This is a genomic window from Acinetobacter sp. RG5, assembly GCF_031844265.1.
GTDB lineage: Bacteria > Pseudomonadota > Gammaproteobacteria > Pseudomonadales > Moraxellaceae > Acinetobacter.
Window position 1 is genome coordinate 271,001 of sequence record NZ_JAUZUV010000003.1, and the last position, 10,994, is coordinate 281,994.

Annotated in this window: 12 protein-coding genes; 9 read left to right on the top strand and 3 right to left on the bottom strand. The window is 43.3% G+C overall.

Going from position 1 to position 10,994, the window contains the following annotated elements; genetic code table 11:
* Positions 1-5 precede the first annotated feature (5 nt).
* Entirely contained in the window at positions 6-1,463 is a 1,458-nt protein-coding gene (miaB, locus tag Q9R21_RS05460; protein WP_311203868.1) for a tRNA (N6-isopentenyl adenosine(37)-C2)-methylthiotransferase MiaB, read from the bottom strand.
* 334 nt (positions 1,464-1,797) lie between these two features.
* On the opposite strand from miaB, the gene Q9R21_RS05465 reads away from it, so the two are divergent.
* The 6 genes from Q9R21_RS05465 to Q9R21_RS05490 all read left to right on the top strand — a co-directional run bounded on the left by Q9R21_RS05465 (position 1,798) and on the right by Q9R21_RS05490 (position 6,684).
* The gene (locus tag Q9R21_RS05465) at positions 1,798-3,732 is read left to right on the top strand and encodes a transglycosylase SLT domain-containing protein (RefSeq protein ID WP_311203874.1); all 1,935 of its coding nucleotides are present in this window, start codon (positions 1,798-1,800) and stop codon (positions 3,730-3,732) included.
* Positions 3,733-3,764: 32 nt separating this feature from the next.
* Positions 3,765-4,403, top strand: coding sequence for a ribonuclease I (locus tag Q9R21_RS05470; protein WP_373683237.1), 639 nt, complete (start codon positions 3,765-3,767; stop codon positions 4,401-4,403).
* Between the two features lie 167 nt (positions 4,404-4,570).
* Entirely contained in the window at positions 4,571-5,557 is a 987-nt protein-coding gene (locus Q9R21_RS05475; protein WP_004645103.1) for a malate dehydrogenase, read from the top strand.
* A 169-nt stretch (positions 5,558-5,726) separates the two neighbouring features.
* Complete coding sequence (locus tag Q9R21_RS05480) at positions 5,727-6,005, top strand: DUF2789 family protein (protein WP_004645104.1); 279 nt, start codon at positions 5,727-5,729, stop codon at positions 6,003-6,005.
* A 51-nt stretch (positions 6,006-6,056) separates the two neighbouring features.
* Entirely contained in the window at positions 6,057-6,311 is a 255-nt protein-coding gene (locus tag Q9R21_RS05485) for a DUF2789 family protein (protein ID WP_004645105.1), read from the top strand.
* Positions 6,312-6,426: 115 nt separating this feature from the next.
* Positions 6,427-6,684 carry a DUF2789 family protein gene (locus tag Q9R21_RS05490; protein ID WP_004645106.1) on the top strand — a complete coding sequence of 86 codons (258 nt, stop codon included), beginning with the start codon at positions 6,427-6,429 and terminating at the stop codon, positions 6,682-6,684.
* A gap of 90 nt (positions 6,685-6,774) precedes the next feature.
* Here Q9R21_RS05490 and Q9R21_RS05495 read toward each other — a convergent pair whose 3' ends face one another.
* Positions 6,775-7,302 (bottom strand): hypothetical protein, encoded by a 528-nt coding sequence (locus tag Q9R21_RS05495; protein ID WP_004281425.1) that lies wholly within the window; start codon positions 7,300-7,302, stop codon positions 6,775-6,777.
* 70 nt (positions 7,303-7,372) lie between these two features.
* Complete coding sequence (locus Q9R21_RS05500; RefSeq protein ID WP_004281424.1) at positions 7,373-7,975, bottom strand: 2OG-Fe(II) oxygenase; 603 nt, start codon at positions 7,973-7,975, stop codon at positions 7,373-7,375.
* Positions 7,976-8,092: 117 nt separating this feature from the next.
* Between Q9R21_RS05500 and Q9R21_RS05505 the strand changes: the two genes are divergently transcribed.
* From Q9R21_RS05505 to Q9R21_RS05515, 3 genes are read left to right on the top strand one after another with little or no spacing between them, the layout of a single operon-like run.
* The gene (locus Q9R21_RS05505) at positions 8,093-8,950 is read left to right on the top strand and encodes a 23S rRNA (adenine(2030)-N(6))-methyltransferase RlmJ (protein ID WP_004281423.1); all 858 of its coding nucleotides are present in this window, start codon (positions 8,093-8,095) and stop codon (positions 8,948-8,950) included.
* Positions 8,951-8,988: 38 nt separating this feature from the next.
* Positions 8,989-9,810, top strand: a complete 822-nt coding sequence (gene pssA, locus Q9R21_RS05510; RefSeq protein WP_005108642.1) for a CDP-diacylglycerol--serine O-phosphatidyltransferase — start codon at positions 8,989-8,991, stop codon at positions 9,808-9,810.
* An 18-nt stretch (positions 9,811-9,828) separates the two neighbouring features.
* Positions 9,829-10,905 (top strand): DUF6670 family protein, encoded by a 1,077-nt coding sequence (locus Q9R21_RS05515; protein WP_311203869.1) that lies wholly within the window; start codon positions 9,829-9,831, stop codon positions 10,903-10,905.
* Positions 10,906-10,994: the final 89 nt, after the last annotated feature.

The following is a 10,994-nucleotide window of genomic DNA, read 5'->3' on the forward strand; positions in this document are numbered from 1 at the left end:
CTACATTACGCCACGTCAGGCTCAAGATTCAAGAGCTCACCATAAACTAAATTCAAAGTTTTAATTTCGGTAATTTCAATCTCGGCAAAGCGGCCTACCCAGGCAGGGTCACCAATAAAGTTAACATAACGGGTATTGTCCGCCGTACCGACCAGAATATTCGGATCTTTATCAGAAACTTTTTCGATCAGTACACGCTGGATGGTCCCGAGCATGGCATCCGTCTTGTCAATGCTTGAACGCTTAATCCATTGCTGAACTTTGGCCAGACGTTCTTTTTTGATATCTTCAGAGATCGTATCTTCCAGTTCTGCCGCAGGCGTACCCGGACGTTTTGAATAGATGAAACTATAAGAATGGTCGAAATCCAGATCCTGAATAAACTGATAAGTCTCTTCAAAGTTTTCATCTGTTTCACCCGGGAAGCCAATGATAAAATCTGAAGATAGGTGCATGTCAGGGCGAACTGCACGTAACTTTTTAATCTTTTCGATATAGACATCAATGGTGTGGTTACGCTTCATCGCTTGTAACACATCATTGGAACCGCTTTGTACCGGCAGATGCAGATGTGAAACCATTTGTGGCAGGTCACGATAGCACTGGATCAGGTCATCATTAAATTCCAGGGGATGCGAGGTGGTATAACGAATACGGCCAATGCCCGGAATATCTGCAACTAAACGTAACAGATCAGCAAAGGTACAGATATTACCTTCAAAAGTTTCACCACGATAACCATTCACGTTTTGACCAAGCAGTGAAATCTCACGCACGCCTTTTTCTGCCAGACCGGCAATTTCAGCCAGTACATCATCCAGTGGGCGAGAGACTTCTTCACCACGGGTATAAGGTACCACACAGAAAGAACAATACTTAGAACAGCCTTCCATGATCGAGACAAAGGCTTTATAACCTTCTACGCGAGGTTCTGGCAGAAAGTCAAATTTCTCGATGTCGGGGAAGGAAATATCCACCAGTTTGATTTTTTCTTTTTTCGGCTTTTCAATCTGTTCAAAATGCTGATCCAGCATTTGCGGCAAACGGTGCAGGGTTTGTGGGCCAAAAATCATATCAACATAATTGGCACGTTTCTGGATGTTATCGCCTTCCTGAGACGCCACACAACCACCGACACCAATAATCAGGTCAGGATTTTTATCCTTTAGTTTGCGCCAGCGGCCCAGCTCGGAGAAGACTTTCTCCTGTGCTTTTTCACGGATCGAGCAGGTATTCATCAGCAGAATATCAGCATCTTTAGGATCGCTAGTCAGCACATAGCCATGAGAATCGCCTAACAGGTCTGCCATACGGTGACTGTCGTACTCATTCATCTGACACCCTTGTGTTTCGATGTACAGTTTTTTGACTGAAGCATCGCTAACAGGGGTGTGCGCTGGCTGGGTAACAGTGTTTTCTGAGGCAGCTGGGGCACCATTCGGAATGAAGGTTTGAACCGTCATGTAGGCTCCTACAAGGTAATACGTTGAAAGAGTGAACGAACAGCCTGATTGATGCATCAAACAGGTGAATAAAAATTCAATTCACAGACTGAAATCTTGGAAAGGCGCATATTTTAGCAGGAAAGTCGCTTAAACTTATAGCCCAAATTAACTGTGGAAAAATATTGATTTATGGGCAAAAATTGTCTGTAGATTAATATTGCTTAATCATAAGGTTACATAACTGAACAATAGAGTTGGTTATAATCTTCAAACTAGCTCTTATGATATGCAACATGGGCAAAGCACAAAATCGATGATAGAAGGCAAAGGGATGTTGAAACACACTAAAACTATGTATAAATACTATAAATTAATTACTTTAAGTGTGGCATGTATCTGTTCAGCGAGTACACAGGCAGCAGAAGAACAATTTAATGATGCCTTGCGTGCAGTCAATGCAGGTAATACTGAACTGTTACAGCAATATCGTCTGTCTATGCAGAATGATGTCTTGGGCTATTATCCGGAATACTGGATTTTAAACCAGAATCTTGCTATGCAGCCTGTTAGCCAGATTATCAGTTTTGCCCAGCGTTACCCTCAATCCGCCATGGCTGAAAAGCTGGCAGCGGACTATGTCGAAGAAAAAGTAAAAATGGCAGACTTTAGCACTGCCCAACCGGTATTGCCTTATGTAACCAATGCCGATCCTGCCGAAGCCTGTGCAGTGGCACAAGTGCGTGCCAAAGCTGGCGATCAACTGGTCTATGCCGAGTTTAAAGAAGTCTGGTTAACTACCAATAGCCAACCCGAATCTTGTACTGGTTTAGGCCGGATGATGCTATCCAGTCCACTCATGACCTCAGAAGACCGTCAGCAGCGACTCTGGGGGCAACTTCGTGCCGGACAGTCAGGACAGGCGATTGCGACAGCGCAAGGCATTGGTTTAAATCTGTCTCTGGCACAACTGAATTCGATTCAGGCCAATCCCACTAATTATTTGTGGTCTGCGCCTAAAAGTACTGCGGCAGAGCATGCCTATCTGATTTATGCGCTGGGACGTCTGGCCGATAGCGATTTGGACTCAGCTTTGTCTATCGTCAAACGGACTGCCGAAGGTACACCAGTACAGGTACAACGCGCCTTATATCGTGCTGTCGGTTATATCGGTGGTACCACAGTCATGAAAAACAACTTCAACCGCGAAGTTTTAAATGCCTTGGATGCCAGTTATGGTTTGCCATTTAGCCCAGAAGAAGCCGAAATTTATGCACGTCAGGCCATCCGTTTTAGTGCCTGGGAAAGCCTGATCCGTGCGATTGACAGCATGAGCGTTAACCAGAAGCAGGAAGATCGCTGGCAATACTGGCTAGCCCGGGCCAGTGAACAGCGTGCAGATCGTAGTGCGAAAAAAACGGCAGAGAGTATTTATCGTAAACTGGCCACCGGAGATGACTATCACAATCTTCTGGCACGCGACAAGCTGGGGCAGGTGACTGCGAGTACACCAAATCCAGCGCAGCCATCCAATCAGGCTATGCAGCGCTTGAATCAGGATATTCATTTCCGCCGTGCTTTCACCTTACGTAATATCAGCGCCCCGGAGAACTATATTAACCGGGAATGGAACTGGGCAGTGCGTCAGGCTTATCTAAAGAAGGATGATGACCTGTTGCTGGCCGCGGCAAAACGTGCCATGGATATGGGCTGGTATGATCGTGCCATTTATGCCGCTGACCGTACCGCGAACAAACATAATTATAACTATCGTTATCCAATGCCACATCAGAATTACGTGGTCAGCCATAGTCGAAATGCCGGTATAGATCCGGCCTGGGCCTATGGTTTGATGCGTCAAGAAAGTCGTTTCAATACCGTCGCACGTTCACATGTCGGGGCGGGTGGTCTAATGCAGATTATGCCGGATACGGCCAAGTTGGTGGCGCGTCAAATGGGTGAGGCTTATAATCCGGCAGCACTCACCGATATGAATACCAATATTCGCTACGGAACATTCTATTTATCTACCATTCAGCGTCAGCTCAGCAATAGTCCAGTTCTGGCAACAGCAGGCTATAATGCCGGACCAAACCGTGCCCGCCGCTGGCAGCCAGAATTTCAGGGAATGGCCGCAGATCAATATACTGAAAGTATTCCTTTACTTGAAACCCGAGATTATGTGAAACATGTCATGACCAATGCCACGCATTACGGTATTTTATTAGGACAGGGGGCACAGTCAGTGGGTAAACGCATGCAACTGATACCATTACGAAATACACAATAAAATTAAAATTATTGGGGAATGGTGACTTATTCATGAAAATAATGAAGGATCGTCGAGTCTGGGCTGGATCGGTTGCGCTTGTAGTATTGGCCAGCAGTCAGGCAGCATTTGCTGCACCAACAGACTATGTCATGGATGTACAAATGGTCCCGGCCTTATGTAGCTTGTACCCGGAATATGCCAAGAAGCGAAAATGTCTGGAAGGTTATTCGCTGAATATCTCCGGCTTATATCCTCAGACTACATCACAAAATTGTACGACCAATAGCTCCGCGAAACTGTCACCACTGCAGTCCAAGGTAGTGGCCAGGATCATGCCGGATGACAATACCCGGACAATTTTATGGCGCAATATCGGTGGCTGCGTGCCGATGAATGCCAGTCAGTATTTCCGGACGATTATCAATTATGCAGATCGTCTCAAAGTTCCTGCGGAACTGACAGAACAGGAAAATATTACAATTTCTGTAGATACATTGCGGGCCAAATTCCTGAAAATTAATCCACAATTACCGGGCAATGCCTTGCGATTCAACTGCCAGCAGACTCAGTCAGCTAGCGTGCTTACCTCGATCAAGGTCTGTTATCGCCCCAATGGCAATTACAAATCCTGTCCTGCCAACATTATTAATACATGCCCAAAAACTGTCACAATAAAAGGAACATACTGAGCTTTTTTGCCGATTTAATTTATATTTCCTATCAGACTTTAGGTGAAATCCGTCCTCTTTTATATGCATCTGGCAAAGGATTGGAGTACAATCTTTCGCGTTTACGATTATTAGATTAAATACTAACTATTTAATCGCATTGAATATCCTCAATTGGAGATAATTAGATGAAGCAAGCAGTTCGTGTTGCCGTTACTGGCGCTGCAGGTCAAATTGGTTACAGCCTATTATTCCGTATCGCAAGCGGCGAAATGCTAGGTAAAGATCAACCAGTGATTTTGCAATTGCTCGAAGTTCCTTTTGAGAAAGCTCAACAAGCGCTTAAAGGCGTAATGATGGAGCTTCAAGATTGTGCATTCCCATTACTAGAAGACATGATCGGTACTGATGATCCTAAAGTTGCATTTAAAGATGCTGACTATGCGTTATTAGTTGGTTCACGTCCACGTGGTCCAGGTATGGAACGTGCTGACCTGCTTAAAGTGAACGGTGAAATCTTCATCGGTCAAGGTCAAGCATTGAACGAAGTTGCAAGCCGTGACGTTAAAGTTCTAGTTGTTGGTAACCCTGCAAACACGAATGCTTACATCGCAATGAAATCTGCTCCAGATCTTCCAGCGAAAAACTTCACTGCAATGTTACGTCTTGACCACAACCGTGCTGCATCTCAAATTGCTGCTAAAACTGGTAAAGCGGTTAAAGACATCAAAAATCTTACAGTTTGGGGTAACCACTCTCCAACCATGTATGCCGACTACCGTTTTGCAACAATTAACGGCGAAAGCGTTAAAGACATGATCAACGACCAAGAATGGAATGCAAATACATTCCTTCCGACTGTTGGTAAACGTGGTGCTGCGATTATCGAAGCACGTGGTTTGTCTTCTGCTGCTTCTGCTGCTAACGCTGCAATCGACCATATGCGCGATTGGGCTCTTGGTACAAACGGCGAATGGGTAACTATGGGTATTCCTTCTGACGGTTCTTACGGTATTCCTGAAGGCGTAATGTTCGGTTTCCCTGTGACGACTGAAAACGGTGAATACAAAATCGTTCAAGGTCTAGAAATCGACGAATTCAGTCAAGAGCGTATCAACTTCACGTTGAATGAACTTGAAGAAGAGCGCGCAGCAATTGCTGACATGCTTAAATAATTTGATCTTTTCAGATTAAGTTGAAAAAGCACTCCATTTGGGGTGCTTTTTTTATGCCATTCACTTTAATCAACAAAAAATAACAAGCTGTGAAGGAGAGACAACTGAGTTTTCGCTATGAGCCCTCTAAGGTAGAAACAAGATTATAGATAAAAAGATGGAGGTTCAGATGTTAGAGCAACGCGCTACCTTCGAACTTTTCTTTGAACAATTGGGTCTGGATTCGAGTCCGGAAGCCATTGATGAGTTTATTAGTACGCATCAAATTGGTATGGATGTGCCACTGCATAAAGCTCCCTTTTGGAGTAAATCACAGCATGACTTTCTGATCAGTCACTGGAAGAAAGATGATGACTGGGCCATTTTTGTCGATGTGTTAAATGAACAATTACATATTGAGGCAGAGGGTTCAGGTTCCTGTGACATACCGAGCCATAAATCAACCTAAGAATTCGAATCTCAACACGCTCATAATTTAACATTACGATGGAGTCTATTTATGCTTACGGAACAACAGTTAACTTTAGAATTATTATTTGAACAATTGGGTTTGCCTTCTGATGAAGCCTCAATTAATCAGTTTACCCATACCCATCAATTGCCATCTGAAGTCGCATTGCCAGATGCCGAATTCTGGAGTGAGGGACAAAGTGCCTTCCTGCGTGAACATTGGCACCAAGATGATGAATGGATTGTCATTATTGACAAGTTAAATCAGCTTTTACATGTGGAAAGCGACAAACAAAGCGTTTAAATGCATTCATACAAAAAGAAACAACAAACCTAGTCAAAGGACTAGGTTTTTTTTGTCTTATCTTATAAGTTAGATCTATAAATAATTACAATTTATCTGATATAAGGAGGGCGCGATGCTCGCAAAGAACCAACCATCCTTAGAGCTCTTGTTTTCTCAGCTCGGTCTCGCCAATAGTCCTGCGGCTATTGAATTGTATGTACGCACCCATCAACTGCCAGCAGGGCTGTCCTTGCATGATGCGCCATTCTGGAATAAAGCCCAGCGTTCTTTATTAATCAGCCATTTGGTACAAGATGATGATTGGGCAATTTGGGTCGATGAACTGAATCAGCAACTGCACATGGACGCTTATAGGCGTCAACCTGCTTGATCATTTTTCCTATATTTTTCTGATATTTAAAATAAGATGATATAGCTTGTATTAAAAAACGCCTCATTTGAGGCGTTTTTGTTCTTTGGCTTAATGCATTTTGCTTTTTAATATTTTGTTAAACCATTCGTGCTGACGATAATCATTAAATGCATGATGCTGCTGTAATAATTCCAGCTCAAATTCGGCAGTGGTGGTGTACTTACCTAACCAGTGGCGGGTCAGGGCCGGCTCATTTTTACTGGCACTGGCATAGGCCAGAAAGAAATAAATGTCCCCATGTTCATAACTGGCCATTGGCTTTAAAATTTGCTGAGTAATCAGGGCGAAATGGTGCTCTTTGGTCAATTCAAAAAACATCATATAAGCCTTGGCCAGATGCAAAGATAGGTTGATATACATGCGCAGCGGCATTTCTTCAAATTCTACCCGGCCTTGTTCCAGCAACACTACGGCTTCTTGCAGGAAATGTCGCTGTTCCTGACGCAGTTCACTTAAAGTCACCAGCTGTAAACGAAGATCAGCACGTTCAAGCGTTAATTCCGGCGTATTGCCTTTTAAATACAATTGGTCAGTTTCACCCAGACGTTGAATAATCTGTTTGGTCGTTAATCGCATCAACGCAATCCTCATTTCTCAATAATGGCTATATGAGGTTAAAAATTAAAATTTAAAGCGGCAGCGTGTCTTAGAGTAGTGAGGTATCACTTCTTAGCCAGGCGGTAATGGATAGGCGTTGCTGTTTAGAGATTAAAACTTCATGTAATAAATCGCTCTGGAACAGCGCCATTCGGTTCGGTTTTGGCTGGATAATATGCCACTGGCCATGTTTGTCCTGCAGGCGTAGTTCACCGCCCCAGTCCGTCTGCCATTGTCCATGTAAATAATACACACTGGAAATCATCCGGCCATTTTTATCTTGAGGATTGTCGCGGTGCAGGGTATAGAACTCACCCGCGTGATAGCAAGCGAAATGTGCTTCGACATCTTTGATGCCTAAATAAAACGCGCGGTTTAAAATTTGGGAAAATTGTTGAAGTGTTTGGATGTGTAGGTGGGAAATTTGAAATTCAGGTTGTAACCAAAGAATATGATCACTACGGATGTTGTTAACTACACCATTTTGAATGGCTGCATTACGAAATTCGTTTAAGTGGCTTAAGCATTCTTGGCTCACTGCATGTTGATATTCGCTAGAGTAAGCATCGTCAACAATACTAAAGCCATGTTGATCTAAATCATCTAAGATTTGATCAACATTCCAATCCCCTGGGATGATAACTGCTTCCATTTTTTCAATTCTCGATAGTGTGGTAAAAAAAGGTCCGCTATTTTAGTTCAATAATCGTTTCTGAACGAAATAGTTTTTCATGTTAAAATAGCAATTGATCTTAGGAATAATTGAAACATGAATTACCGTCACTCTTACCACGCAGGCAACTTTGCCGATGTCATGAAGCACGTTTTATTGCTTCAGTTGTTGACTCGACTGAATGCAAAAGACAAACCTTATCGCTATGTAGATACACATGGTGGTGCAGGTAAATATGATTTGTCGACTGCCGAAGCGCAAAAATCAGGTGAGTTTTTAAACGGTATTCATCGTCTTATTAAGCTGGATGATTCGATCAAGCGTAATGCACCTGAAGGCGTACAACAATACTTGAAAATTGTTGAAAACATGCGTGAAAACTTTGGTAAGGGTGCTTATCCGGGTTCGCCGTGGTTTGCGCTAGAAGGCATGCGTGAAATTGATAAAGCGACCATTTTTGAAATGCAGCGTGATGTATTCCAGCAACTTCGTCATAATATTTTTGACAAGCGTGCCGGTTTGCATGAGCGTGATGCATACGAAGGTCTGTTGGCAGTCATTCCGCCAAAAGAAAAACGTGGTCTGGTGATGATCGATCCGCCATATGAACTGGAACGTAAAGATTTCCCGCAGTTGGTCGAACTGCTGGTTGCTGCGTATAAGAAATGGCCGACAGGTGTATTTGCCGTTTGGTATCCAATTAAAGACCGTGCCATGATTGAACGTTTTGAGAAGAAAATGTTTAAGACCGGTATCCGCCGTCAACTGGTGTGTGAAGTCTGTGTATGGCCGGATGATACCCCAGTAGGCCTGAACGGTTGTGGTTTGCTGGTGATTAACCCACCTTGGAAATTCTCTGAAGATGCTGATGAAGCACTACAGTGGTTATTCCCGCATCTTCGCATGAGTGAAAACGGTGGTCACGCTGCAGTTCGTTGGTTAGTGGGCGAATAATTTTTTCAAAGATCAGGTCATAGCTAGGATCGACAAGAATGACAAATATAAGCAAACCGGAACGTGACTCTTCAACTGAAGTGCCTTTCGATGGCATCACCTTTGAGGTAGAAGAAGAGGAGCATACCCAGGAAGGGCAAAAAGTTAAGCGTCGAGGCATCTATCTATGGCCGAACCTGATTACAACGGCAGCGTTGTTGTCAGGTTTCTACTCGATTATTGCCAGTATGAATGGTGATTTTCAGCAAGCTATTTATGCGATTTTTATTGCGGCATTACTGGATGGACTGGATGGACGTGTGGCACGTGCTATTGGTGCACAAAGTCCGTTCGGTGAACAATTTGACTCGCTTTCTGACATGCTGGCTTTTGGCGTAGCTCCCGCTATTTTGATGTATAGCTGGGGCTTGAGTGATTTGGGCCGTATTGGTCTGGCGGCTTGTTTTGTTTATACCGCATGTGCTGCGTTCCGTCTGGCACGCTTCAATGTACAGATTGGTGTGGTCGACAAACGTTATTTTATTGGTGTCGCAAGTCCTCTGGCTGCCATCATGATTGTATCACTGGTCTGGGTCGGTCTGGATTTTCCAGAAATCTTTGATATTCGTGAACCTTCTCTTCAGGTCATTAATGCAGTGGTCATCATTGCGGTAGGCTTGTTGATGATTTCCAATATCAAATACTATTCATTTAAAACTGTAGAACGTAAACGGGTTCCATTTTTTGTCCTACCAATTGCCGTATTCGTCTTTGCAGCGATGACTTATAATATTCCTGTCGGCATTCTGGTCATTTCTATTCTCTATGCCTTGTCTGGTTTTGTAACCACCTTTATGGCAAAAAGATCGAGTACATTATAAAAAGATAAGGAGTCTGAGATGCGGTTTCTTCAAGATTTTTTAGATCGTTCGAAACAGCTGAATCAGACTCCTACTGTTTCGCGCCATCCCGCCTATCATGGCCCCACCTCAAAATATAAAATTATTCATCAGGGTTTGATGATCCCCGGGCTTCCGGCACCGCTCTATTATTTAAACTTTATGAGTATTATCGGGCAACCCAATGCACCCATGCTGGCAAACCCGAGTGCAATCGAAACCACAGCCTTAGACACCGCCACCGTGATTTGCAGTTCGAGCCCACATATGGTGGGACAATTGCATCACTATTCGGTCAAGCAGGACTGTCATTTTAGATCAGGTCTGTTTCAGTTTCTGGATCGTGAGCAATTGAGCGGAAGTTTTCCAAATTTTCGTTTGCAGCGTTCTGACTCGGAACTCAGTTTTGATTTAAATATTCAAACCACTCAACTGATTTCTCATTTTACCCAAATGCGGTTTTCCTTGGCAGATCACTGGTCTTTGCTATGTCATTGTCAGGGAACGGTGAACTATAAAGCGCAGCAATATACGATCGATGGTCTTGGAAGCTTTGAATACGCGCGGAGTTTTAACTTTCCTTATCTACCTTTGGCCTTCCTGACTTATCAAATTATTAATCTCAGTGAAAACAGGCAACTGTTGTTGGCGCAGATTCGGGATGGTTTTAATCGTATTGTTCAGTCGCGGATATATCTCCGTGATTTAAAAAACATGCGGACCCAAATGTTCGATCGCAAAGTTTATTTTAAAGTTCATCGTGTTTATCCGCGTGTCACGACACCTAATGGGCAGAGTATGTATTTGCCGCGCGAATTTGAATGGTGTTATGAAAATGCAGACGGTACTTGTATCTGGGTACAAGGGCAAAGTTGTGGAGATTTTAAATTTGGCCTGGCAGCGGGCTATGTAGGAAGTTTTAGTTATCAAGTGAAAATAAATGAAGAAACCGAAAGTGGGGAAGGGGGCTATTGTGAATACATAGATTGTCGGCCTTTACGCTTTCAGGAACAGAATAAAACAGAAAAAAGATTAAGTCATTTATCCAATTCAGTCCCTTTACTGCTCAAGAAATGAAGAAAAGTGCGATTTTTGTAGAATAAATAAACAGTCGTGATGATTTTTCTGAATTATTTAAAAATAGGGGTTGTATTGGGTTGGGAATA